Origin of the sequence: Kribbella sp. NPDC051586, assembly GCF_044453965.1 — a bacterium.
Classification (GTDB): domain Bacteria; phylum Actinomycetota; class Actinomycetes; order Propionibacteriales; family Kribbellaceae; genus Kribbella.
In genome coordinates this window covers 512,283-532,223 of record NZ_JBITDF010000005.1, presented here as the reverse complement: position 1 = coordinate 532,223, position 19,941 = coordinate 512,283, and the positions used below count along the sequence as shown (strand labels likewise).

General features: G+C 68.9%; 26 protein-coding genes. 12 read left to right on the top strand and 14 right to left on the bottom strand.

Annotated elements, in window-relative coordinates; genetic code table 11:
- Window positions 1–61: 61 nt before the first annotated feature.
- From ACIA58_RS36140 to ACIA58_RS36125, 4 genes are all read left to right on the top strand, one after another.
- On the top strand, window positions 62–1,465 hold the full coding sequence (locus ACIA58_RS36140) for a class II fumarate hydratase (RefSeq protein WP_396408346.1): 1,404 nt from the start codon (window positions 62–64) through the stop codon (window positions 1,463–1,465).
- A gap of 83 nt (window positions 1,466–1,548) precedes the next feature.
- Entirely contained in the window at window positions 1,549–2,127 is a 579-nt protein-coding gene (locus tag ACIA58_RS36135) for a DUF402 domain-containing protein (RefSeq protein ID WP_396408345.1), read from the top strand.
- A complete protein-coding gene (locus ACIA58_RS36130) occupies window positions 2,127–2,645 on the top strand; it encodes a hypothetical protein (RefSeq protein WP_396408344.1) in 519 nt (172 codons plus the stop codon). Before ACIA58_RS36135 ends, ACIA58_RS36130 begins: the two co-directional genes overlap by 1 nt.
- Window positions 2,646–2,700: 55 nt before the next feature.
- Entirely contained in the window at window positions 2,701–2,859 is a 159-nt protein-coding gene (locus tag ACIA58_RS36125) for a hypothetical protein (RefSeq protein WP_396408343.1), read from the top strand.
- Window positions 2,860–2,861: 2 nt separating this feature from the next.
- Here the strand turns inward: ACIA58_RS36125 and ACIA58_RS36120 are convergent, their stop codons facing one another.
- Window positions 2,862–3,188, bottom strand: a complete 327-nt coding sequence (locus tag ACIA58_RS36120) for a nitroreductase/quinone reductase family protein (RefSeq protein WP_396408342.1) — start codon at window positions 3,186–3,188, stop codon at window positions 2,862–2,864.
- 26 nt (window positions 3,189–3,214) lie between these two features.
- A complete protein-coding gene (locus tag ACIA58_RS36115; RefSeq protein ID WP_396408341.1) occupies window positions 3,215–4,882 on the bottom strand; it encodes a fumarate hydratase in 1,668 nt (555 codons plus the stop codon).
- A gap of 164 nt (window positions 4,883–5,046) precedes the next feature.
- On the opposite strand from ACIA58_RS36115, the gene ACIA58_RS36110 reads away from it, so the two are divergent.
- Together ACIA58_RS36110 and ACIA58_RS36105 are read left to right on the top strand one after the other, a co-directional pair.
- Entirely contained in the window at window positions 5,047–5,751 is a 705-nt protein-coding gene (locus tag ACIA58_RS36110; protein ID WP_396408340.1) for a DUF1707 domain-containing protein, read from the top strand.
- 110 nt (window positions 5,752–5,861) lie between these two features.
- Entirely contained in the window at window positions 5,862–6,218 is a 357-nt protein-coding gene (locus ACIA58_RS36105) for a helix-turn-helix domain-containing protein (protein ID WP_396408339.1), read from the top strand.
- 16 nt (window positions 6,219–6,234) lie between these two features.
- On the opposite strand, the gene ACIA58_RS36100 is transcribed toward ACIA58_RS36105, so the two are convergent.
- On the bottom strand, window positions 6,235–7,011 hold the full coding sequence (locus ACIA58_RS36100) for an ABC transporter ATP-binding protein (RefSeq protein ID WP_396408338.1): 777 nt from the start codon (window positions 7,009–7,011) through the stop codon (window positions 6,235–6,237).
- The gene (locus tag ACIA58_RS36095; protein ID WP_396408337.1) at window positions 6,999–8,327 is read right to left on the bottom strand and encodes a 2-isopropylmalate synthase; all 1,329 of its coding nucleotides are present in this window, start codon (window positions 8,325–8,327) and stop codon (window positions 6,999–7,001) included. The genes ACIA58_RS36100 and ACIA58_RS36095 overlap by 13 nt, the downstream gene beginning before the upstream one ends.
- 193 nt (window positions 8,328–8,520) lie before the next feature.
- Between ACIA58_RS36095 and ACIA58_RS36090 the strand changes: the two genes are divergently transcribed.
- Entirely contained in the window at window positions 8,521–9,189 is a 669-nt protein-coding gene (locus tag ACIA58_RS36090; protein WP_396408336.1) for a FadR/GntR family transcriptional regulator, read from the top strand.
- Here ACIA58_RS36090 and ACIA58_RS36085 read toward each other — a convergent pair.
- From ACIA58_RS36085 to glpX, 3 genes are read right to left on the bottom strand one after another with little or no spacing between them, the layout of a single operon-like run.
- Entirely contained in the window at window positions 9,186–9,656 is a 471-nt protein-coding gene (locus ACIA58_RS36085) for a hypothetical protein (protein WP_396408335.1), read from the bottom strand. The two genes, ACIA58_RS36090 and ACIA58_RS36085, sit on opposite strands and share 4 nt — an antisense overlap.
- Window position 9,657: 1 nt before the next feature.
- The gene (locus tag ACIA58_RS36080; protein WP_396408334.1) at window positions 9,658–10,605 is read right to left on the bottom strand and encodes a carbohydrate kinase; all 948 of its coding nucleotides are present in this window, start codon (window positions 10,603–10,605) and stop codon (window positions 9,658–9,660) included.
- Window positions 10,602–11,636, bottom strand: a complete 1,035-nt coding sequence (glpX, locus tag ACIA58_RS36075; RefSeq protein WP_396408333.1) for a class II fructose-bisphosphatase — start codon at window positions 11,634–11,636, stop codon at window positions 10,602–10,604. Before glpX ends, ACIA58_RS36080 begins: the two co-directional genes overlap by 4 nt.
- Before the next feature lie 229 nt (window positions 11,637–11,865).
- On the opposite strand from glpX, the gene ACIA58_RS36070 reads away from it, so the two are divergent.
- The gene (locus tag ACIA58_RS36070; protein ID WP_396408332.1) at window positions 11,866–12,480 is read left to right on the top strand and encodes a DUF4245 domain-containing protein; all 615 of its coding nucleotides are present in this window, start codon (window positions 11,866–11,868) and stop codon (window positions 12,478–12,480) included.
- Between the two features lie 166 nt (window positions 12,481–12,646).
- Window positions 12,647–13,303, top strand: coding sequence for an NTP transferase domain-containing protein (locus ACIA58_RS36065; protein WP_396408331.1), 657 nt, complete (start codon window positions 12,647–12,649; stop codon window positions 13,301–13,303).
- A 108-nt stretch (window positions 13,304–13,411) separates the two neighbouring features.
- On the opposite strand, the gene ACIA58_RS36060 is transcribed toward ACIA58_RS36065, so the two are convergent.
- Both ACIA58_RS36060 and ACIA58_RS36055 read right to left on the bottom strand, forming a co-directional pair.
- Entirely contained in the window at window positions 13,412–13,732 is a 321-nt protein-coding gene (locus tag ACIA58_RS36060; protein WP_396408330.1) for a DMT family transporter, read from the bottom strand.
- A gap of 25 nt (window positions 13,733–13,757) precedes the next feature.
- The gene (locus ACIA58_RS36055) at window positions 13,758–14,363 is read right to left on the bottom strand and encodes a flavodoxin family protein (RefSeq protein ID WP_396408329.1); all 606 of its coding nucleotides are present in this window, start codon (window positions 14,361–14,363) and stop codon (window positions 13,758–13,760) included.
- A 40-nt stretch (window positions 14,364–14,403) separates the two neighbouring features.
- Between ACIA58_RS36055 and ACIA58_RS36050 the strand changes: the two genes are divergently transcribed.
- The gene (locus ACIA58_RS36050) at window positions 14,404–15,030 is read left to right on the top strand and encodes a TetR/AcrR family transcriptional regulator (RefSeq protein ID WP_396408328.1); all 627 of its coding nucleotides are present in this window, start codon (window positions 14,404–14,406) and stop codon (window positions 15,028–15,030) included.
- Here the strand turns inward: ACIA58_RS36050 and ACIA58_RS36045 are convergent.
- From ACIA58_RS36045 to xseA, 3 genes are read right to left on the bottom strand one after another with little or no spacing between them, the layout of a single operon-like run.
- Entirely contained in the window at window positions 15,008–15,538 is a 531-nt protein-coding gene (locus tag ACIA58_RS36045) for a GNAT family N-acetyltransferase (protein ID WP_396408718.1), read from the bottom strand. The two genes, ACIA58_RS36050 and ACIA58_RS36045, sit on opposite strands and share 23 nt — an antisense overlap.
- Window positions 15,535–15,729 (bottom strand): exodeoxyribonuclease VII small subunit, encoded by a 195-nt coding sequence (locus ACIA58_RS36040; protein ID WP_396408717.1) that lies wholly within the window; start codon window positions 15,727–15,729, stop codon window positions 15,535–15,537. Before ACIA58_RS36040 ends, ACIA58_RS36045 begins: the two co-directional genes overlap by 4 nt.
- Before the next feature lie 17 nt (window positions 15,730–15,746).
- Entirely contained in the window at window positions 15,747–16,964 is a 1,218-nt protein-coding gene (gene xseA, locus ACIA58_RS36035) for an exodeoxyribonuclease VII large subunit (RefSeq protein ID WP_396408327.1), read from the bottom strand.
- A gap of 45 nt (window positions 16,965–17,009) precedes the next feature.
- Here xseA and ACIA58_RS36030 point away from each other — a divergent pair, with 45 nt between their 5' ends.
- Both ACIA58_RS36030 and ACIA58_RS36025 read left to right on the top strand, forming a co-directional pair.
- Window positions 17,010–17,531 carry an HAD domain-containing protein gene (locus ACIA58_RS36030; RefSeq protein WP_396408326.1) on the top strand — a complete coding sequence of 174 codons (522 nt, stop codon included), beginning with the start codon at window positions 17,010–17,012 and terminating at the stop codon, window positions 17,529–17,531.
- Window positions 17,532–17,691: 160 nt separating this feature from the next.
- Window positions 17,692–18,732, top strand: a complete 1,041-nt coding sequence (locus ACIA58_RS36025) for a 4-hydroxy-3-methylbut-2-enyl diphosphate reductase (protein ID WP_396408325.1) — start codon at window positions 17,692–17,694, stop codon at window positions 18,730–18,732.
- Here the strand turns inward: ACIA58_RS36025 and ACIA58_RS36020 are convergent.
- Window positions 18,725–19,366 carry a hypothetical protein gene (locus tag ACIA58_RS36020; RefSeq protein WP_396408324.1) on the bottom strand — a complete coding sequence of 214 codons (642 nt, stop codon included), beginning with the start codon at window positions 19,364–19,366 and terminating at the stop codon, window positions 18,725–18,727. The genes ACIA58_RS36025 and ACIA58_RS36020 overlap by 8 nt on opposite strands.
- Before the next feature lie 3 nt (window positions 19,367–19,369).
- Window positions 19,370–19,900 carry a SigE family RNA polymerase sigma factor gene (locus tag ACIA58_RS36015; RefSeq protein WP_396408323.1) on the bottom strand — a complete coding sequence of 177 codons (531 nt, stop codon included), beginning with the start codon at window positions 19,898–19,900 and terminating at the stop codon, window positions 19,370–19,372.
- Window positions 19,901–19,941: the final 41 nt, after the last annotated feature.

The window sequence follows — 19,941 nt, the reverse complement described above, 5'->3', positions numbered from 1 at the left end:
CGTTGTCCACAGCTTGTCTATCAGGCGCTTCCGACAACGCTCAGCGACGTACTCTGCAGGTATGGGTGATGATGTGGAATTCAGGATCGAGCACGACACGATGGGCGAGGTCAAGGTGCCTCGCGACGCGTTGTGGCGGGCGCAGACGCAGCGCGCGGTGGAGAACTTCCCGATCTCCGGGCGGCCGCTGGCGCCGGCGCTCGTGCACGCGCTCGCACAGATCAAGGCTTCGGCCGCGGTGGTGAACGCCTCGCTCGGCGTCATCGACGCGGGCCGGGCAGACGCGATCGTTGCCGCGGCGGACAAGGTTGCCGCGGGGGAGTTCGACGACGAGTTCCCGATCGACGTCTTCCAGACCGGCTCGGGGACGTCGACGAACATGAACGCCAACGAGGTCCTGGCCACCCTCGCCACCCGCTCGCTCGGCGACGACGTGCACCCGAACGATGACGTCAACGCCTCCCAGTCGAGCAACGACACGTTCCCGTCGGCGATCCACGTCGCCGCCACCGCCGGCGTCGTGCAGGAGCTGTTGCCGGCGCTCGAGCACCTCGCGGATTCCCTGTCTCGTAAGGGATCTGAGTTCGCCGAGGTGGTGAAGTCCGGCCGGACGCACCTGATGGACGCGACACCGGTGACGCTCGGCCAGGAGTTCAACGGGTATGCGCAGCAGATCAGCCGAGGTGCTGCGCGGGTGCGGGCGACGCTGCCCCGGGTCGCCGAGCTTCCACTGGGCGGGACCGCGGTCGGGACGGGGATCAACACACCGCCCGGATTCGCCGCCGCGGTCATCACCGAGCTGAACCGGCGGACCGGTCTGGAGCTGACCGAGGCCGAGGACCACTTCGAGGCGCAGGGCGCCCGCGACGGCCTGGTCGAGCTGTCCGGGCAGCTGAAGACAGTCGCGGTGAGTCTGACGAAGATCTGCAACGACCTGCGCTGGATGGGTTCCGGGCCGCGGGCCGGGCTCGGCGAGATCGCGCTGCCGGACCTGCAGCCGGGCTCGAGCATCATGCCGGGCAAGGTGAATCCGGTGATCTGCGAGGCGACGCTGATGGTTGCCGCGCAGGTGATCGGCAACGACACCACGATCACCGTGGCCGGTGCCGGCGGCAACTTCGAGCTGAACGTGATGCTTCCGGTGATCGCCCGCAACCTGCTCGAGTCCATCACCTTGCTGGCCAACAGCTCCCGGCTGCTCGCCGACCGCTGCGTGGACGGGATCACCGCGAACGTCTCGCACGCGCGCGAGCTGGCGGAGTCGTCGCCGTCGATCGTGACCCCGCTGAACCGCTACATCGGGTACGAGAATGCCGCTGCCGTGGCAAAAAGTGCTTTGAAACAAGGGAAGACCATCCGCGAGGTCGTGATCGAGAACGGTCACGTAGAGAAGGGAGACCTGACCGAGGAGCAGCTGGACGCGGCGCTCGACGTACTGTCCATGACCCGCCCGGCCGACGCGTGACGGGCTATTGGGAGCCGGGGACAACGATCGAGTGGGTGTACGAAGGGACCGGGAAGCACGCCGACAAGCCGACTGTGCGACCGATGACGGTCGTGCGCGACGACGCGGACGCGCTGGTCGCCTGGCTCGCGCCGGGTACGCCGTTGCTCAAGGCGGTGCTCGTCGACGGGCGGGAGACGCGGCACGCCGGTCCGATCGGGATGTTCACCGAGGAGCGGGTGCTGAAGCTCGACATCTGGCACGGGACCGGGATCCTCAAGGTGTCGCCGCCGGGGAAGCCGTGGTCCGTCTGGTACTTCTGGGGCGAGGACGGGACGTTCCACGGGTGGTACGTGAACCTCGAGCAGGAGCACGTCCGCGACTGGGCATCACGCCGTACGAGCACCGTCGACCATGTGCTCGACCTGTGGATCAGGCCCGATCGCACCATCGAGTGGAAGGACGAGGACGAGCTGGAGGGAGCGGTCACCGCCGGGCGCTTCACTGCCGCCGACGCGGAGCGGATCGTTGGCGACGCCCACGCCGCCATCCGCGACATCGAGGCGTGGACGGCCCCGTTCTCCGACGACTGGCAGTTCTGGACCCCGCCGCCGACCTGGCGCGTGCCCGCCGCACCGACGACCCACCAGCCCACCCTGATCGCGGAGGAGTTGCACAGTTGATGCCGCGCGCTTTGCTTCTCACCGGAGGTGGTGGCGTCGGCAAGACCACCACGGCCCAGGCGATCGGCGGTGCGCTGACGGGCGCAGGCCACGCCACGGGTGTGCTCGACCTGGACGCCGTCGCCCAGTTCGGCGGTCCGGCCCGCGCCGCGCCGAGCTCCGGCCTGCGGTTCAGCGACCACCTGCGCATCGACAACCTCGCGGCCGTCTGGCGCACGTACCGAGCCGCCGGCGCCGACTTCCTGATCGCCAGCGGACCTGTCTTCACGACCGAGCTCCGCGCGGCCTACACCGCGGCGCTGCCCGACTGCACGGTCCAGGTGGTGCGTATCGTCACCGGGCCTGACCTGATCGCCGCCCGCACCCGCTCCACCCGCGGCCCCGAGTGGGATCTGGCCACGGCCCTTGCCCATGCTGAGACACATCAGCCGGTCGAGGACTTCACCGTCCGCAACGACGGCGCGGTCGCGGACACGGCGGCGGAGATACTCACGTTGGCGGGCTGGCCGGGTGGCTGACAACAGGTCGGTCACGAGCGGGTGCAACTGCGCCGAACAGGCTTAGCTTGGGAGTATGTACACCATCGAGTTGGAGGCCGAGGAGCTGCAGTTGGTGCGCTCGGCTCTTGGGTGTTATCTCCAGGCCTTCGGCCACAACGAAGCGGACCTGGTCAAGGCCACCCGTGCTCTGCTGGCGAAGCTTCCAGAGCAGATCGAGACCAAGGCCGGCTGAGGTCACTCCTCCAGCGGTTCGAGTACGGCGACCGGGATCGTCCGCCGTGCCTTCGTCGCGAACCGGCCGATGCCCGGATCCTCGCGGAGGATGACGTCCGTCCAGATCGTGCTTCGCTCGGCGCCGGCCGGCTCACGCGCCCGCAGTTGCGTGTGCTCGGCGCCGATCCGCACGGCAGGCGCGTCCGCGGCGCGCAGGTTCCGGAACCAGTCCGGGTCCTGGCGCGATCCCGGCCCGGTTCCCCACACGAGGATCCCGTCCGTGGTCTCGATGTACCGCACGCAGGTCGAGCGCGGTTCGCCGGTCCACCGTCCGGGCGTGGTGAGCATCAGGTCCAACTCCCGGAGACGGACCGTCAGCTCCTCGGGCGCACGGTCAGCGGGACCGGCTTGCGGGTGTCGGTGAAGAAGTCGTTGCCCTTGTCGTCCACCACGATGAACGCCGGGAAGTCCTCGACCTGGATCTTCCACACCGCTTCCATCCCGAGCTCGGCGTACTCCAGGACGTCCACGGACTTGATGCAGTCCTGCGCCAGCCTCGCCGCCGGCCCGCCGATCGACCCCAGGTAGAACCCGCCGTGCTCCTTGCACGCCGCCGTCACCTTCGCCGACCGATTGCCCTTGGCAAGCATCACGAACGAACCGCCGGCCGCCTGGAACTGGTCCACGTACGCGTCCATCCGCCCCGCGGTCGTCGGCCCGAACGACCCGGAGGCGTATCCCTCCGGCGTCTTCGCCGGCCCCGCGTAGTAGACGGCGTGATCGCGCAGATACGAAGGCATTTCCTCGCCCGCGTCCAGTCGCTCCTTGATCTTCGCGTGCGCGATGTCCCGCGCCACCACGAGCGGCCCGCTCAGCGACAGCCGCGTCTTCACCGGCAGCTTCGACAGCTCCGCGCGGATCTCGCTCATCGGCCGGTTCAGATCGATCCGTACGACGTCGCTCGCGTCGTCGAGGTGCTCGTCGGTGGTGTCCGGCAGGAACCGGGCCGGGTCGCGTTCGAGCTGCTCCAGGAACACACCCTCGGGTGTGATCTTCGCCAGCGCCTGCCGGTCCGCCGAGCACGACACCGCGATCGCGACCGGGCAGGACGCGCCGTGCCGGGGCAGCCGGATCACGCGGACGTCGTGGCAGAAGTACTTCCCGCCGAACTGCGCGCCGATCCCGAACTCCTGCGTCAGCTTGAAGACCTCCTCCTCGAGCTCCACGTCCCGGAATCCGTGTCCTACCGGCGATCCCGTCGTCGGCAGCGTGTCGAGGTAGTGCGCGGAGGCGTACTTCGCGGTCTTGAGCGCGTACTCCGCCGAGGTGCCGCCGACCACGACCGCCAGGTGGTACGGCGGGCAGGCCGCAGTACCGAGGGAGCGGATCTTCTCGTCCAGGAACTCCATCATCCGCGCCGGGTTCAGGACCGCCTTGGTCTCCTGGTAGAGGAACGACTTGTTCGCCGAGCCGCCGCCCTTGGCCATGAACAGGAACTTGTACGCGGGGTCGCCGGAGCCGGCCGGCGTCGAGTACAACTCGATCTGGGCCGGCAGGTTGGAGCCGGTGTTCTTCTCGTCCCACATGTTCAGCGGGGCCATCTGCGAGTAGCGCAGGTTCAGCTTGGTGTAGGCGTCGTACACGCCACGGCTGATCCACTCCTCGTCGACCGCGCCGGTCAGCACGCCCTCGGACTTCTTGCCCATCACGATCGCGGTGCCGGTGTCCTGGCACATCGGCAGTACGCCGCCGGCCGAGATGTTCGCGTTCTTCAACAGGTCGAGCGCGACGAACCGGTCGTTGCCGGACGCCTCCGGATCGTCGATGATCCGCCGCAGCTGGGCGAGGTGCGCGGTCCGCAGATAGTGCGAGATGTCGTGCATCGCCTCCGCGGTCAACGCCTGCAGTACCTCGGGCTCCACCTGCAGGAACGTCCGATCGCCGGCCGTGAAGGTGCTGACACCTTCCGTCGTCAGCAGCCGATACTCCGTCTCGTCAGCACCCAACGGCAACAGATCGGAGTAGTTGAAGTCGGCAGACACCGCACATACCTCCAGAAGGAGCGAACTGGACGGCTAAAGCCTAGTTCTCCCCGTCCGCCCTCCCGACGCGACCTCCGTCTCACCCGGAGATCAGGGTTGTGGTCAGGGGTGAATCGGGGGAGAAACGGGCGGCGGTGGGATAGGGGCGCGCGTATGGTTTTGCCGTGGCTCAGGATGACGTTCCCCAGGAGAACCGACCGCAGGATGCCGTGCCCTCGCAGGCCGCGACCGGTGATGAACTGGCGTTGCGGCGGCGGGTGTCCGACCTCGAGCGGGAGGAGGTCGCCGACGTACTGCGCGAGGCCGCGGGCGAGGGCCGGTTGTCGTACGGCGAGCTGGAGGAGCGGCTCGAGACGCTGTACGGCTCCAAGACGTACGGCGAACTCGTCGAGCTGACCGCCGACCTGCCGAACGGCCCGCGGGCACCGGGCGCGTCGGGCGTCCCGTCCGTCACCCCGCAGTACAGCGGCGCGATGGTCGAGACCGGGCCGGTGATCAACGTGTTCATGTCCGAGACCAAGCGGATGGGCAACTGGCTGGTCCCGCAGCGGCAGGAGGTGAATGCGGTCCTCGGCGACGTCACGCTGGACTACACCGAGGCTCAGATCCCGTACGACGACATCCAGGTCGACGTGAAGTCGATCCTCGCCGACGTGAAGATCCGCGTACCGCAGAACGCGATCGTCCTCCTCGACAGCAACCCCATCCTCGGCTCCGTCTCCGAACAGGAAGCCGGCCTCAAAGCCGTCCCCGACCCGAACGCGCAGCCCACCGCCCCGAAACGCTTCCACATCCGCGGCACCGCCATCCTCGGCGAAATCAAAATCAAACGAGGCCCCCGCCTCACCAAACGCCTCGGCCTCACCTGAAGCCCCGCCGGCGTGCAGATCGAGCTGATCTCGCTCCACGCAACCAACCGCCGGCGCCCGCGGTGGATTCCGCGCTGGTCAAGGAACATGACCGGCCGCTGCGACGGAGAGTGGTCGTTCCTCTGCTGGGCGCGCCGTACACAAAGCAGATCGAGGGAAAGCTTCGAGAGTTGCGCTTCTGGCTCGAGCAGGACGCGATGCGAGTGACGTACCGGATCGCATCAGATCGGCGGATCGTGCTGCTCACCGTGTTCAGGAAGAGTCGGATGCGGGCAACACGAGAGATCCGCGAGCAGCGCGGTTGGACGCAGACCACGCTGGCCGACGCTGCCGGGATGACCCAGTCGGCGCTCGCACGTTTCGAGGCCGGTGGGACAGTCCCAACGCTTGCTCTGCTGGAGCGCATTACTCACGCATTCCACGCCCAGTTGGTCGTTCGCTTCGACGAGAGCACCCCTGCCGCCTAGCCGAGGGTCCGGCTCCCTACCTTCTCCCGGCGGTGGCGGTCCAGCGGCCTGTGTGGTGGGTGATTTGGATGGGGTGGGCGAAGGTCTTCGAGATGAGGTCGGTGGTGATCGTGTCTTCGACGGGGCCGGCGGCGAGCAGGCGGCCCTCGTTGAGGAGGGCTGCGTGGGTGGTGCAGGTGGGGAGTTCTTCCAGGTGGTGGGTTACCAGGAGCCAGGCGAGGTGGGGGTGACTGGTGTGGATGTGGTCGAGGGTCTCGAGGAGTTGTTCGCGGGCGGCTACGTCGAGGCCGGTTGACGGCTCGTCCAGAAGCAGCAGTCGAGGGTCGGCGATCAGGGCTCGGGCGATGAGCGCGCGGCCGCGTTCACCTTGGGAGAGGGTGGTCCAGGGGGAGTGGGCCAGCGCGCTGATGCCCAGCAGGTCGACCAACTCCAGGGCGCGCGCCGTCTGAGCGGGCGTCGGTTCCCAGCGCGGCATGCGCTCGATGGTGCCGGTCAGGCCGGTGAGGACGATGTCGACCACGGACAGCGGCGAGCGCAGCGGGTGCCGCGGATTCACGTGGCCGATGGACTCGCGCAGGGTGCGGATGTCGACCGTGCCGAGCCGCTTGCCGAGGATCTCGACCGTGCCGCGGGTGGGGTGGGTGATCGCGCCGCACAGACCGAGCAGCGTGCTCTTGCCCGCGCCGTTCGGTCCGAGCAGCGCCCACCGCTCACCTTCGCCGACGGTCAGCGACACCCCGGCCAGCAGCAGTTTGCCGTCCCGGACGAAGTCGACGTCTTTCAGTTCGAGCACCCGTAAACCTCCTCGTACAACGCCTTCAACTCCTCCGCGCTCGCTTCCCGACCGGTCTCGTCCGTACGCCGTTGTACGTGCCGCGCGAACTCGCGCTCCTGCTCGGGCGACAGCCGTACGCCGTACACAGACTCCAGGACGTGTGCGATACCACCCTTACCCGACTGGCTGTTGACCCGGACCACCGCCTCGTAGCCGCGCCCGACATCGGCCGGATCGATCGGTAGATAAGGCACGTCCCAGAACCCGTCGCCCTGTACTGCGAAGCCCTTCCGGATCGCGTCCTGATGCGTCCCGGAGAAGGCCGTGTAGACGAGCTCCCCGACGTACGGGTGCCGCGGGTGGATCGGCATCCGCGTGCAGTGCTCCACCACCGAACGGATCCGGTCGATGTCGGAGAAGTCGACCATCGGATCCACGCCCTGCGCGTGCAGGTTGAGCGCGAGCGTCGCGATGTCCACGTTCCCGGTGCGTTCGCCGTTCCCGAAGATGCAACCCTCGACCCGCTGCGCACCCGCGAGTACGGCGAGCTCCGCGCAGGCGATCCCGGTACCGCGATCGTTGTGCGGATGCACCGACAGGATCACGCCGTCGCGCCGCGGCAGGTTCTGGTGCATGTACTCGATCTGGTCGGCGTACACGTTCGGCGTCGCGACCTCGACTGTCGCCGGCAGGTTCATGATCACCGGCCGGTCGGCCGTCGCGTCCCACTGCTTGGTGAGGTGGTCGGCCAGCTCGAGCACATAGTCCGGCTCGGTCAGGTTGTAGACCTCGGGCGAGAACTGGAACCGCACCGAGTCCCCGGCCAGCCGCAGGATCTCCTCGGACCCGGCGTAGATCATCGACGCCAGCTCGTCGCGCGAACGCCGCAGTACGACGTCCCGCCAGGTCGGCGCGGTCGCGGCGTACATGTGGATCACCACGTCACCGCGCATCCCCGCGACGGACTCGACGGTCCGCTCGATCAGATCGGCCCGCGCCGGGGTGAACACGACGATGGTGACGTCGTCCGGGACGAGATCGGAGGTGGCCAGCAGCCGGACGAAGTCGAAGTCGGTCTGCGACGCGGACGGGTACCCGACCTCGATCTCTTTGTAGCCGATGGCAACCATCAGCTCGAAGAAGGCTTGTTTCCGGGCCGGATCCATCGGCTCGGCCAGCGCCTGGTTGCCGTCGCGGAGGTCTACCGGCACCCACAGCGGCGCGGTGGTGATCCGGCGGTCCGGCCAGGTGCGGTCGGCCGGCGCGACCGGGACCTTGGCGAAGATGTCGCGATAGCGGTGGCTGGGCATGGGGGACGGCTGCTGACGGTTCATGGTCTGGTCCTTCCGGGGAGTGGGGAGGACCGGCAGACGAGTGCACTCCACGGAGGGAGCGCCGGTCGAATCAGCTCCCGCCGTGGCGGCCAAGAAGGAGGAGGCCCGGAAGCAGGCGCAGGAGTGACGACATGCGAGCACGGTATCAACTCCTCAGACAAGCTGACAACCTGAGTAGCCCTAGAATGTGCGGATGATTCGCCGTCACCCGCTGGCCGAGCAGGCCGCCGAGGAGCTGTTGCGCCGGATCGGGAGCGGTGAATGGACGCTCGGCGCCAAGCTCCCCGGCGAGACCACACTGGCCGCGCAGCTCGGGGTCGGCCGGTCGACGATCCGCGAGGCCGTCCGCGAGCTGGCCGGTCGCCGCGTGCTGGAGAGCCGTCAGGGCGCGGGCGTGTTCGTCATCGCGCTACAGGCCGCCGAGGACTGGGACAAGGTACTGCGGAAGGCCGACATCACCGACGTCCTCGAAGGCCGGCTCGCGATCGAGACCGAAGGTGCCCGGCTGGCAGCGTCCCGTCGTACGCCGGCCGATCTGAAGAACTTCCGCTACACGCTGACGGACCGCAAGCGCGCGGCGGTGAGCGCGCCGGACGACTGGTACATCGAGGCCGACCTCGCGTTCCATCGCGCGGTCGTGGTGGCCGCGCACAACGCCGTACTGACGGAGCTGTTCGACACGTTCGTGCCGCGGATCCGGCGGGCGATGATCGACATGCTGAAGCTCGACGACCAGCACCGTCACCGGCACGACCAAGCCGCGCACGAGGCGATCGCCGACGCCATTCGCGCCCAGGATCCCGACCTCGCCGCGGCCCGCTCCCGCGAACACCTCAGCGCGGTCCGCAGCACCGTCGCCTAGGTGCGATGCTGATCGAGGAGCGACCTCAGCCAGCGAGTGAGGGCATCGAGGTCCTCGACGTTGTCCTGCGGGATCGAGATCGGCCGCGTACGGCGGTTCGCCGGGTTGACCTGGACCGCCCGGGCCAGCGGGAGGCCGGTCGGGTCGTCGATGCTCGTGATGGACGACCAGGGCAGGTTGCGGCCGCGGGTGATGCCGTCGGCGTCGACCGTGATGACCGGGCGGTTCGCGATCAGCTGCCACGTGGTGAGCGCCGTGCCGTACACGAAGGCGGCCAGCGCAGTCAGCCGCAGTACGCCGAGCGCGCCGGAGACACCGTCCGCGCGCAGATGATCGATGTTCGTCCACGCGGACAGCACCATCAGCAGAGCGAACCCGGCCAGTCGCACCGCCAAGCGGCCGCGGCGCGGCGGGAACTCCACGCTGCCTTTGGACTCCAGCTCGGAGGTCCAGGTCTCGGCCGACATGTCAGGCGCCCCACCGCGCAGCGTGCTCGGCCTGGGTCGGCGGGTCCGCGCCGTGCCGCGTGCAGGTGATCGCGGCCGCCTTCACCGCGTAGTCCACGACGTCGCGCAGGTCCTCCGAGGTCAGTCCGGCCAGTCGCCGCTCGCCGAGCAGATCGCGCTTGAGCAGACCGGTGATGAGCGCTGCCATCAGCGAATCGCCCGCGCCCACGGTGTCGACCACCTCGATCGCCGGCGCCTGCACCTCGACCCGCACGTCCCGGCTGACGCCGATCGCGCCTTCGCCGCCGCGCGTGACGACCACACACTGCGTCCGCTTCTCGGTCAGCAGCTCAGCGGCGATGTCGTCCAGCGACATCCCGGGCCGGAAGAACGCGCAGTCCTCGTCGCTCAGCTTGACCAGGTCAGACAGCGCGGCGAGCTTGCGCACGGCGGTCCAGGCGACCGCCGGGTCGGGCGTGATCGCCGGCCGCGCGTTCGGGTCGAGCGTGACCGTGACGGGCTGGTCGGCGACCGACTCCAGGAACCTGTGGATCGCCGTCGCGCCGGGCTCGAGCATGGTCGCGATCGAACCGGTGTGGATCGCCGGGCAACCGCGCGTCAGCGACAACGCCGGCGGGTCCCAGGTCATGTCGAACTGGTAGGACGCCACGCCCTCGGCGTCCAGCGTCGCGGTCGCGGTGCTGGTCCGGAACGCGGGATCGACCGTCCCCGGGGCGAGTTGAACGCCGTTCCCGAACAGGTGCGCGCCGAGCAGGTCGCCGTACTGGTCGGTGCCGAAGCGCGCCACCAACTCGGTCGGCACGCCCATCCTGGCCAGTCCGACCGCGACGTTCGCCGCGAACCCGCCGGGAATCGCCTTGCCCTTGCCGTTCCCGTTGCGGGTGGTCTTGGCCGCCGTACCGACGATGTCGACAAGAGCCTCGCCGATGACGAGGACGGGTGCGCTCATCGGGCGTGCTCGAAGTCGATGGTGGAGTACGCGCGCAGCTTGGACAGCTGATGCTCGCTCTCGATGCTGCGGATCGTGCCGCTGCGCGATCGCATCACCAGGGAGTGCGTCCGCGCGGTGGATCGGCCGTACCGGACGCCGCGGAGCAGTTCGCCGTCGGTGATCCCGGTCGCGACGAAGAAGCAGTCGTCGCCGCTGACCAGGTCGTCGGTGTCGAGCACGCGGTCCAGGTCGTGACCGGCGTCGAGCGCCTTCTGCCGTTCCTCGTCGTCGCGCGGCCAGAGCTTGCCCTGGATCTTCCCGCCGAGGCATTTCATCGCACAGGCCGCGATGATGCCCTCCGGCGTACCGCCGATGCCGAGCAGCATGTCCAGACCGGTGTCCGGCCGCGCCGCCTCGACCGCGCCGGCCACGTCGCCGTCGGAGATGAACTTGATCCGCGCGCCGGTGGCCCGGATCTGCGTGGCCAGGTCGTCGTGCCGCGGCCGGTCGAGCAGTACGACGGTGACGTCGTCGACCGTGGAGCCCTTCGCCTTCGCGACCCGGCGGATGTTCTCCGCGACCGGGAGCCGGATGTCGACCACCTCGGCCGCCTCCGGGCCGACGACGAGCTTCTCCATGTAGAAGACCGCGGACGGGTCGTACATCGAGTTCCGTGCCGAGACCGCCATCACGGCGATGCCGTTGTTCATGCCCTTCGCGACGAGCGTCGTACCGTCGACGGGATCGACCGCGACGTCGCACTCCGGGCCCTCGCCGGCGCCGACCTGCTCGCCGTTGTAGAGCATCGGGGCGTTGTCCTTCTCGCCCTCGCCGATCACCACCACGCCGTTCATGCCGACCGTGCCGATCAGCGTGCGCATCGCATTCACCGCCGCGCCGTCGGCGCCGTTCTTGTCGCCGCGGCCGACCCAGCGCCCCGCCGCCATCGCCGCGGCCTCGGTGACCCGGACCAGTTCGAGGGCGAGGTTCCGGTCGGGCGCGTGCGCTTCGACCTCCAAGTGGGCCGGCGGCGTGGTCGGGTCGCTCATGCTTCCGCCTCGCTGGCGCTCGGCTCCAGCATGAGCGACAGGTCGGCTCTGCTGATTGGTCGCTCGCTGCGCTCGCTCATGCTTCCGCCTCGCTGGCGCTCGGCTCCAGCATGAGCGACAGGTCGGCTCTGCTGATTGGTCGCTCGCTGCGCTCGCTCATGCCAACGGATCGTAGCCAACGCCCCTGACCGGTGTTCGGGCGGATTGCGCCTCGCGAGACACTGTGCGTATGAGTTCGACAGGTCAGGGTGCTTCCAACGAGGCTGCGGCGCGGGAACGGGCGCAGATCCAGGCGGAGGCGAACGAGTACCGCCAGGCGTACCGACGGGACAAGCGGAAGTCACAGACCGTCGGGAACATGGTTTTCGCGCTGGTCATCTGCCTGGTGGTGGTCGCGTTCCTGATCCTGGTCACCTGGCGGTCGAAGCCGGCCGAGACGCCCAAGGCCGTCGAGTACACCGCGCAACTGGAGGACGCTCGCACAGCCGCGCCCTGGGTGCGCGGCCCGGAGCCGATGCCGTCCGGCTGGACGGCGACCAGCGAGGAATTCCGCAAGCCCGAGCAGGAGCCGATGACCTGGCACCTCGGCGTCGTCACCACCGCGAAGAAATACGTCGGGCTCGAGCAGTCCAATGTCACCGGCGGCAAATTCCTGGCCGAGAAACTCGGCCGGACCTCCGACGACGGTACGGCGACCGTGGCCGGTGTCACCTGGCAGCGCAAGGTTCTGCTGGACCGCAAGGGCGAGAACGCCTTGGTCCTGATCGGTAGCGGAGTCACCACCATCGTTACCGGAAATGCGGGTTATCCCGCACTCGAAACGTTTGCTTCCGCCTTGCACTGACCAATTTCCGGGCAGTTCCGACCACTTTCCGGACGGTCGTTGACACGTGCCCGCGGCAGAGGGTTCGATCGAAGCTCGGCTTTGTACGCTCGGGGACTAGCGGAGAGGGCCCCGCCAGCCATGCCCACGATTCTCACGCCGTCCCGGGCGGGGAGTTGATCCGCCGATGTTCGTCACCGGGCTCCTCCTGGGCGCCGACGGCTCACCCCACCTCGGCGCTCCCTGGCAATTGCTCGCCTATCAGGGCGGCACACTTTTCGGTTCGACGCTCGAGTCCGCGCGGGAGTGCGGGTTCGACCAGTTGGTGGTGACGCTGGGCAGCTCGTCGGAGCAGATCCACGACCGGGTCGACCTCGACGGGGTCCGGGTGGTCGAGTCGCCGCACGCCGACACCGACAGCTCGTCGATCGTGCCGGCCCTGGACGCGGTCGACCGGCGGGCCGACGGGATCGTCGTACTGCTCGGTGACCAGCCCGGGATCACCTCGGCGGCCGTGTGGTCGCTGGTCGCCGAGGCCGCCACCCCGATCGGCGTCACCAGGTACGACGACGGCGAGAGCTACCCGTGCTGGTTCGGCCGCGAGCTCTTCGGCGAGCTTCGCGCCCTGCGCAGCGACTCCGACCTGTGGAACCCGATCCACAACGGCGCCCACCCCATCACCAAGGTCGATGCCATCGGCAACATTCCGCCCCGGGCCACGACCTGGGCGGCGTACCACGGGATGCTCTCCGGCGCGACCGCGGCCGCCGAGGAACTACCCCTCGACACGCACCCGATCCCGCTCGCCAACCACCCTCGCAGGCGCCGCCGCGCCTCCAGCTGATCCTGGACTTCCAGCACTCACCAACGGCCCGCACGCGCCCACCTGCACGCTCAGCGGCCCTCGTGAACCGGCCGAGGCGGCTGGTTGATGAGTGGTGCAGGTCCGCCCCTACTCGGCTCCGGCCAGCCGCAGCCCGACGATGCCGGCCACGATGAGGCCGATGCAGGCGAGGCGTGCCGGCGTCGCAGGCTCGTTGAACAGGATGATGCCAAGCGTCACCACCCCGACTGATCCGAGCCCGGTCCAGATCGCGTACGCCGTGCCGACCGGGAGGCGATCGAGCGTCTTCGCCAGCAGCACGACCGAGATCACGCCGAACACCAGCACGCCTGCTGTCGGCCACAGCCGGCTGAATCCCTCACTCGGCTTGAGACTGAGTGCAAACGCGATCTCGAACGCCGCTGCCGCGAGCAGGACAAGCCACGCCATCAGTCAGCCCGGCTTAGGTATGTGCTCACGCGGCCAGGGCTCCTCGGAGGTGTCGGTGTGTCACCTGCGCGACGCGAGCGCCGAGTGCGGCCGCCGTACGGAGATCGGTGGCCGGCGGTGCCTTCTCGGCTGACAGGTCTGCGTCGGACTGGGCCATCGCACCCATCCAGCTGCCGAGCCGGTTGAGGTCCTCGATGCTCGCGGTGCTCTCCGCCCAACCCGGGTAGATGTCCAGTCCGACCCAGATCATCCCGTGCTGCGCGGCGAAGACGGCCAGATCGACCAGGCTGTTCAGCTTGTCGCCGGACATCGCCTTGGAATTGGTGAAGCCGGCCGCGATCTTGTCCCGCCAGCCGAGGTCGGCAGCCCAGATCCGCACGCTCTCCTCGGCGAACTTCTTGAACACCCAACTCGGACTCCCCATGTACGTCGGCGCGCCGAAGATGATCGCGTCCGCCGCGGTCAGCCGCTCCCACACGTCCTCGGTCAGCTCATCGAGCGGAACGAGCTCCGTCACGGTCGCCGGCACCGACGCGGCACCGGCCGCAACCGCCTCCGCCTGCTTCGCGGTGTGCCCATAACCCGAGTGATACGCAACCGCGACGGTCGCGGTGCCAGGTGTCGTACTCATGTGCTTCCTCCTGAAGGCTTAGCGGACTACAGTCCGTCTTATGAACGACAGTACCGGACCGCAGTCCGCTTCACAACGGGGTCTGCCGGTGGTGGGTGAACCGCGCCCGGAACGTGCGGACGCCCGGCGCAACCGGCTGCGCGTCCTCGAGGCGGCCGACCGGCTGTTCACCGAGCACGGGGTGAAGAACGTCTCCCTCGATGCGATCGCCGCAGAGGCAGGCGTGGGGAAGGGAACGGTCTTCCGCCGCTTCGGCGACCGTGCCGGCCTGGCGGTCGCGCTGCTGGACGAGCGCGAGCAGGAACTCCAGGCGAAGATCCTCAGTGGCCCGCCGCCACTCGGCCCCGGAGCGCCGCCGGTTGTCCGCGTGATCGCGTTCCTCGAGGCCTATCTCGATCTGCTCGACCGGCACGACGAACTGTTCATGGACAGCGAGAACGCGTCGGACGGCGCGCGGTACCGGATCGGCTCGTACCACCTCTGGCACCGCCATCTGTCGCACTTGATCGAGACGGCTCGCCCGAACCTCGACGCCGACTACACCGCTCACGTCCTGCTCGCACCGCTCGCGGCGGACCTGCACAACGCCCTTCGCACGCAGGGCTTCGACCTGGAACGGATGAAGGACGGTCTGCGCGCGGTGGTTACAGCTTTGCTGCCAGCCTGAGCTCGGGGAGCTTGTTCAGCGAGGAGTGGGTCCGGTCGCCGGTCTCGACGAAGCCGTACGTCGCGTAGAACCGGCGCGCCCGAGCGTTTGCCTCCAGCACCCACAACCACACGGACGCGCAGCCGGCGTCACGGAGGTCGGCGCAGGCGGCGTCGGCGAGCGCTCGCCCGGCGCCGGTGCCCCAGTGCGAGGGGTGGACGAAGAGGGCGTACAGCTCACCTGTGTGCGGTGGCGCTGAGGGATCACGCTCGGGGCCGACGCCGGCGTACCCGATCACCTGCTCGCCAAGCGCCGCGACGTACAGGCGGGAGCGGCCCGCCGCGATGCTCTGCGCCCAGGAGGCGGCGATCGACGCCGGATCCATCGCGTCCAGGAAGTCCTGCGGCACCAATCCGGTGAACGCACCTCGCCAACTGGCTACTCGCGCGTGAGCAGCCCCGAGCAGGTCGTCGGGGCGAGCCGGCCGGGTCGTCGGCCCTGGGTGTCGGTGGGAGCCGGGGGTGGTCAGTCGGGCTTCTCTTCGTGGGTGGCCTGGGCTTTGGCGAGGCGTTCGCGGGCGCCGTCGAGCCAGCGCTGGCAGGTGGTGGCCAGTTCTTCGCCGCGCTCCCACAGGGCGAGGGATTCCTCGAGGGAGGTGCCGCCGGCTTCCAGTTTGCGGACTACCTCGACGAGCTCCTCGCGGGCCTGCTCGTAGGTCATCTCGGGTCGGTCGGCGCTCACTTCTTCTTCTCCTCGGACTTGACTTCGACCGCGAACCGGCCGTCGGTGACCCGCGCCTGCAGCAGGTCACCCGGCGCGACCTGCGCCATTTCCCGTACGGCGGTGCCGTCGGCCAGCTGCAGCACGGAGTACCCCCGCTCCAGCGTCGCCTTCGGGGACAGCGCCCGCACGCTCGCCAACCGGTGCGCGATGTCGTCGCTCGCCCGGTCCAGCCGATGCGTCAGCGTACGGCGGCTGCGCTCGACCAGCGCCGCAACCTCGTCGGAGCGTCGCTGCAGATCCGTCACCGGCGCCGCCAGCGACGGTCGCGAACGGATCGCCGCCAGCGCGTGCGTCTCACGATCCAGCCACGAGGTGATCGCCCGCAGACCGCGCTCGCGCAGCAGCCGCACGCCGTCCAGCTCCTCGCGGACATCCGGCACGATCCGCTTCGCCGCGTCGGTCGGCGTCGAGGCGCGCAGGTCCGCGACCAGGTCGAGCAGCGGCGAGTCGGGCTCGTGCCCGATCGCGCTGACCACGGGCGTACCCGTCTTCGACACGGCCCGGATCAGTCCTTCGTCGGAGAACGGCAGGAGATCCTCGAGCGATCCGCCGCCGCGCGCGATGACGATCACCTCGACCGAGTCGTCGGCGTCCAGCTTCCGCAGCGCCGTCATCACCTCGCCGGCGGCCGACGGACCCTGCACCGACGCATACTCGATCCGGAACGTGACGGCGGGCCAGCGGCGTTTCGCGTTCTCGAGCACATCGCGCTCGGCCGCCGAGTCGCGCCCGCAGATCAGCCCGATCGTGTGGGGGAGGAACGGCAACCTCTTCTTCCGGTACGGCTCGAACAGCCCCTCGGCCGCGAGCAACTGCTTCAGTCGCTCGATCCGCGCCAGCAGCTCGCCGATGCCGACGTGGCGGATCTCGCTGACGGCGAGCGCGAGCGTGCCGCGGCGGGCGAAGAAGTTCGGCTTGGCGTGCACGAGCACCCGCGAGCCGTCCCGCACCTCGACCGTCTCGAAAACCCGCCGGTTGCAGGTGAACCGCAGCGAGATGTCCGCGTCCGTGTCCCGCAGCGTGCCGAACACGGTCGTCGTCCCGCGGCCGATCGAGACGTCCGTCAGCTGCCCCTCGACCCACACGGCGCCGAGCTGGTTGATCCAGCCGGCAATCCCGTTCGCGATCGTGCGAACGGCCGCGGGTGCTTCCGGCGACGTCTCCAAAGCCACTCCCAGACCCTACGACCCGCCACCGACATTCCCTAACGTTGAGTAATGCGCCCACTCCTGCTGCTCGATTTCGACGGCCCGCTCAACCCGCACCGGGCCAGAGAGATCCCACCCGGCTACCGGATGCACGAGATTGTCGAAGGTGCGAAGGTCTGGCGGGTGCTGGTCAACCAGCAGCATGGCGCCGAGCTCTTGGCGCTTGCCGAGATCTACGACCTGGTGTGGGCGACCAGCTGGGAGCACGGCGCCAACCGCCTCCTGTCACCGATCCTCGGCCTGCCGTCGGACCTCCCGACGATCCTGTGGCCCGGCCGCCCGTCGGTGGCCGACGTTCGCCGGGGCTCCTGGAAGACCTCACACATTGCGGACTGGGTGGGCGGCCGTCCGTTCGCGTGGGTAGACGATGAGGTGAACCGGCACGACCGGTTCTACCTCGAACGCCTCGGACAGCCGCACCTGGTGCTTCGAGTCGAACCCCACCTCGGACTGACGGCGGAGGACTTCGCCGTGCTCCGCGGGTGGGGCCGAAAACCCTTTGTGGACAGGGGCTGCGGCACAGATACTTGAGGAGCTGGTAACACCTCCCACGGAGGAGCCGTCCGGACAGGGCGGACGGCTCCCCAAACACGTTGCCTAAGGCAACCCGCTTGGCTGCGAGTGATCCTGCTCACAGGCCGGCGACCGGGCTGTCCGACGCCTGGCTGCGGCTTGAACGAGGGCCCGTACCATGGGGAGCGTGACTGCCCAGCCTGAGGACACCGGTACGACGACCGCCGTGCAGACCAAGCGGGTGCTGCTTGCAGCGCCGCGGGGGTACTGCGCCGGCGTGGATCGGGCTGTCGTCGCGGTCGAGAAGGCGCTGGACCTGTACGGGCCGCCGGTGTACGTGCGCAAGGAGATCGTGCACAACAAGTACGTCGTGGAGACGCTGCAGAAGCGTGGCGCGATCTTCGTCGACGAGACCTCCGAGGTGCCGGAGGGGGAGACGGTGATCTTCTCCGCGCACGGTGTCGCCCCGGTCGTGCACGAGGAGGCGGCCACGCGGCAGCTGAAGACGATCGACGCGACCTGCCCGCTGGTGACCAAGGTCCACCACGAGGCGAAGCGGTTCGCCGCGACCGACTACGACATCCTCCTGATCGGCCACGAGGGCCACGAAGAGGTCATCGGCACCTCCGGCGAGGCCCCGGAGCACGTGACGCTGGTCGACGGGCCGGACGACGTACCCAATGTCACCGTCCGCGACCCGGAGAAGGTCGTCTGGCTGTCCCAGACCACGCTGTCCGTCGACGAGACGATGGAGACGGTGCGCCGCCTGCGCGAGCGGTTCCCGAGCCTGCAGGACCCGCCGAGCGACGACATCTGCTACGCGACGCAGAACCGTCAGGCCGCGGTCAAGAAGCTGGCCCCGGAGGCCGACCTGATGATCGTCGTCGGCTCCCGCAACTCGTCGAACTCGGTCCGCCTGGTCGAGGTCGCGGTCGAGCACGGCGCGAAGGCCGGCTACCTGGTCGACTACGCCGCCGAGATCGACGAGGCCTGGCTCGAGGGCGTGGACTCGGTCGGCGTCAGCAGCGGGGCAAGCGTCCCGGAGGTCCTGGTCCGCGACGTACTGCGCTGGCTGGCCGAGCGCGGGTATGCCGACGTGAAGGAGATCACCACCGCGGAGGAGAGCCTCACCTTCGCCCTCCCCCGCGACCTCCGCACCGACCTGAAGGCCGCCGGCCTCGCCACCACCGGCACCTCGGACCACGCCTGGACTATCTGACCACCAACTGTGTGGTCGCGGTGGTGGGGAACCAGCCCTTCGTGCCGCAGTACCGGATCGTGTACGTGAACTTGTAGGTGCCCGGCTTCTTGAAGACGTGCGTCTCCGGGATGACATATGTCTGGGAGCCCGTGGTCAGCTTCTTCCGGGTGCAGTCGATCGAACCCCCGTCGGAGCCGCCCGGGTCGCCTTCGCCGAAGGAGTAGTCCGTGCCGCCGGACAGGTCTACGAACGGCGTGTTCGCGTCCAGCAGTGTGCCTTCGGGGATTCCCGTCGGGACGAACGCCTTCCCGGACACCGTGACCGTCATCCCGACCGTTCGGCCCTTGATCGAAGGCTTCAGGGCGACCTTGATCGGGGGTGGTGGTTTCGGTGCGACCGTCGGCGGGCCGGTGATGACCGACTTCGGTGCTCCTGGCGTGTTGGTGACGGGCGGTGCGCCGCCGATGTTCGTGACGTTGCCCAGGGCAAGGGCGATGGCGACGACGCCGGCCGCGGCGACGGTGATCACGCCGGCCGTGCGGCGTCGGCGTACCGTCCGGACGCGGGCGAACACTGCCTCACTCGGTACGGCGCTCGGCGGCGGCGGGTCCGCGACGAGCTGATCGAACCGGGTCTTCAGGTCTTCGGTCATGACTCAGCCCTCCTTCTGGGCAGGGGCGGAGACGGCGGCCACCAGGTGGTGCTCGCGGAGCTTTGCCAGCCCGCGGGAGACGTTGCTCTTCACCGTGCCGAGCGAACAGCCCATGATCTGGGCGATCTCGGCCTCGGGCAGGTCCTCGAAGTACCGCAGGACCAGCGTCGCGCGGGTCCGGCGGGGGAGCGTGGCGAGGGCCCGGAGCAACAGGTCGCGGTCGTCCACGACGCCGTACTCCGACTTCCCCGAGGAATGGCTCTCGGGCTCGGGGAGATGCTCGGTCGGCGTCTCGCCCTTCCACTTGCGTCGCCACCACTGGGTGCTGGTGTTGACCATAACGGTGCGGGTGTAGCTCTCCAGCGCGTTCCCGCTGCGTAACGAGTTGCGGTGGAACCACACCTTGGTCAGCGAGGTCTGCACCAGATCCTCAGCCAGATGCCACTCCCCGGTCAGCAGATAGCCGAACCGCTGCAACGCCGTGAACCGCCCGTCCACGAAGTCCGCGAACTCCCGATCCCGTCCTGGATCCATCCCACACCCCTCGCTGTCATCCCGGTCAGGAGTGTGATGAG

What these genes read in the sequence shown, in the direction of transcription:
- ACIA58_RS36140 (WP_396408346.1), top strand. Translation starts at nt 62, where the DNA reads ATGGGTGATGATGTGGAATTCAGGATCGAGCACGACACGATGGGCGAG.
- ACIA58_RS36135 (WP_396408345.1), top strand. Translation starts at nt 1,549, where the DNA reads ATGACGGTCGTGCGCGACGACGCGGACGCGCTGGTCGCCTGGCTCGCG.
- ACIA58_RS36130 (WP_396408344.1), top strand. Translation starts at nt 2,127, where the DNA reads ATGCCGCGCGCTTTGCTTCTCACCGGAGGTGGTGGCGTCGGCAAGACC.
- ACIA58_RS36125 (WP_396408343.1), top strand. Translation starts at nt 2,701, where the DNA reads ATGTACACCATCGAGTTGGAGGCCGAGGAGCTGCAGTTGGTGCGCTCG.
- ACIA58_RS36120 (WP_396408342.1), bottom strand. Translation starts at nt 3,188, where the DNA reads ATGCTCACCACGCCCGGACGGTGGACCGGCGAACCGCGCTCGACCTGC.
- ACIA58_RS36095 (WP_396408337.1), bottom strand. Translation starts at nt 8,327, where the DNA reads ATGAACCGTCAGCAGCCGTCCCCCATGCCCAGCCACCGCTATCGCGAC.
- ACIA58_RS36090 (WP_396408336.1), top strand. Translation starts at nt 8,521, where the DNA reads ATGATTCGCCGTCACCCGCTGGCCGAGCAGGCCGCCGAGGAGCTGTTG.
- ACIA58_RS36085 (WP_396408335.1), bottom strand. Translation starts at nt 9,656, where the DNA reads ATGTCGGCCGAGACCTGGACCTCCGAGCTGGAGTCCAAAGGCAGCGTG.
- ACIA58_RS36080 (WP_396408334.1), bottom strand. Translation starts at nt 10,605, where the DNA reads ATGAGCGCACCCGTCCTCGTCATCGGCGAGGCTCTTGTCGACATCGTC.
- glpX (WP_396408333.1), bottom strand. Translation starts at nt 11,636, where the DNA reads ATGAGCGACCCGACCACGCCGCCGGCCCACTTGGAGGTCGAAGCGCAC.
- ACIA58_RS36070 (WP_396408332.1), top strand. Translation starts at nt 11,866, where the DNA reads ATGAGTTCGACAGGTCAGGGTGCTTCCAACGAGGCTGCGGCGCGGGAA.
- ACIA58_RS36065 (WP_396408331.1), top strand. Translation starts at nt 12,647, where the DNA reads ATGTTCGTCACCGGGCTCCTCCTGGGCGCCGACGGCTCACCCCACCTC.
- ACIA58_RS36060 (WP_396408330.1), bottom strand. Translation starts at nt 13,732, where the DNA reads ATGGCGTGGCTTGTCCTGCTCGCGGCAGCGGCGTTCGAGATCGCGTTT.
- ACIA58_RS36055 (WP_396408329.1), bottom strand. Translation starts at nt 14,363, where the DNA reads ATGAGTACGACACCTGGCACCGCGACCGTCGCGGTTGCGTATCACTCG.
- ACIA58_RS36050 (WP_396408328.1), top strand. Translation starts at nt 14,404, where the DNA reads ATGAACGACAGTACCGGACCGCAGTCCGCTTCACAACGGGGTCTGCCG.
- ACIA58_RS36040 (WP_396408717.1), bottom strand. Translation starts at nt 15,729, where the DNA reads ATGACCTACGAGCAGGCCCGCGAGGAGCTCGTCGAGGTAGTCCGCAAA.
- ACIA58_RS36030 (WP_396408326.1), top strand. Translation starts at nt 17,010, where the DNA reads ATGCGCCCACTCCTGCTGCTCGATTTCGACGGCCCGCTCAACCCGCAC.
- ACIA58_RS36025 (WP_396408325.1), top strand. Translation starts at nt 17,692, where the DNA reads ATGGGGAGCGTGACTGCCCAGCCTGAGGACACCGGTACGACGACCGCC.
- ACIA58_RS36020 (WP_396408324.1), bottom strand. Translation starts at nt 19,366, where the DNA reads ATGACCGAAGACCTGAAGACCCGGTTCGATCAGCTCGTCGCGGACCCG.
- ACIA58_RS36015 (WP_396408323.1), bottom strand. Translation starts at nt 19,900, where the DNA reads ATGGATCCAGGACGGGATCGGGAGTTCGCGGACTTCGTGGACGGGCGG.